Below are 1,595 nucleotides of genomic sequence, written 5' to 3' on the forward strand. Positions count from 1 at the left end.
GGGGGGCGAAATGCTAAAGCAGCTTTAAAAATCCAAACACTTTATAGTGCCATTTCTCATTCTGTCACAGCGTTTGATATTACATCAGGGGTTACCCATGATACGAATGCTTTACCTATAATGCTTGATGAACTTAATGAAAATATATTTTATAATATTTCTCCCAATCACACATATTTTTAATTATTTGTATTTCTTTTTAAATTATATCACGCTCGTATAAGTGTTACATGAAAAATAATGTTGCATAATATCACTATCTGTTAAAACAGACTATAGTGCATCATAATTATCAGCCTCTCTTACACAGGCGGTAAATTTCCCTCTCTATTTTGTCTGATTTTTTAATTATTTCTAAATATTTTATCATTTTGATTTGACATATGTTGTTATTTGTTGTATTGTTCTAAATGTAACTAATTTTCTAACATATGTTGCTAGAATAATTAAAACAATTTCAAACATGGAAGTTATTATTATGAATCTAAAAAAAATCGTTTCATCTAGTATTATTATCGCTGGTGTTGCTTCAATGTTAACAGTAGGTGTTAACGCTAACAACCACTCAGATTCAAGCTTCAGCTTCAACCTTGGTTTATTCAAAACATCTAGTACTACTACATACCGTGGAAAAGAAGATAATACTTCTGCATACATCAACTGTACAAGTGTAAGTACTAGTGATGGTGAATTTGATGTTTACGTATTAGGTCCTAGCGGTGCTGATAGAACTTGGGGTACACCAAAAACTGTTAGACAAGGTACAGAAACATACTTAGAAAATAGTGTATATGAATCAGGTGAACGTAAAGCTGCACTTAAAGGTGTTAGAGAAAGCTGGCGTTCTGGATTCACAGCATCTGGTTTATGGAGTCCTGACAGCATCTAATTAAAAAACTTTTTATATTTGTGTACTCATAGTTTATATGAGTGCACAAATTATTAATTTTAAATATAAAATGACAGAAAGTGAGAAGTTAAATTGTTAAAATTAGAGTTACATAGAGCCTTTATGAATAAAAGATTTATATTCTCTTTATTATTTGGATGCCTGATTACACTTTCACATGTAGTCTTAAAAGTTCTCCCTGCATCACCGCTTAATCCTGAAGTTGTATCCACTGTTCAAAGAGGCTAATGCCGACTTCAGTTTTTAACGGTTGGATTGGTTACGACGCTACTTCTCTTCAAGCAGGGTTATATTTTATTTTATTACCCTTACTAGCAACTTTTCCTTATGGTGATTCTTATTTCACAGATATAACAGAAGGTTATATTAACAACTTATTAATACGCCATGATAAGATGAAATATTTATTAATAAAGTTTTTTGTTCTATTTCTAAGTGGTGCTGTTACGATTATACTCCCACTTGTAATCAGCTTATTGTGTACAATGTCATTACTTCCTTCTATAGTACCTGAACAATCTACTCTAACATTTGGCATTTGGGAGTCGGACTTATGGGCAGATATCTTTATAAATCATCCCTATGTGTACACTTTAAGATTTCTAATATTAATTTTTATATTTTCTGGTTTAATGGCTGTACTTGCTTTAACAGTATCTTTTTATACAGATAATAAATATATTGA

Annotated in this window: 2 protein-coding genes and 1 pseudogene; all 3 read left to right on the plus strand. The window is 31.0% G+C overall.

Going from position 1 to position 1,595, the window contains the following annotated elements:
* Positions 1-183: transposase (locus tag JCM14822_RS18530; RefSeq protein WP_157047916.1), on the plus strand; the 183-nt coding region annotated here is incomplete at its 5' end.
* Positions 184-478: 295 nt separating this feature from the next.
* On the plus strand, positions 479-889 hold the full coding sequence (locus tag JCM14822_RS18535) for a DUF2712 domain-containing protein (RefSeq protein ID WP_054744118.1): 411 nt from the start codon (positions 479-481) through the stop codon (positions 887-889).
* Positions 890-1,137: 248 nt separating this feature from the next.
* Positions 1,138-1,595 (plus strand): annotated as a pseudogene (locus tag JCM14822_RS21335) (hypothetical protein); the annotation flags it as partial.

Origin of the sequence: Cellulosilyticum ruminicola JCM 14822, assembly GCF_001311925.1 — a bacterium.
Lineage (GTDB): Bacteria > Bacillota > Clostridia > Lachnospirales > Cellulosilyticaceae > Cellulosilyticum > Cellulosilyticum ruminicola.

Bases quoted from the DNA above. Each gene is read 5' to 3' on its own strand.
- JCM14822_RS18535 (WP_054744118.1), top strand. From the start codon at position 479: ATGAATCTAAAAAAAATCGTTTCATCTAGTATTATTATCGCTGGTGTT.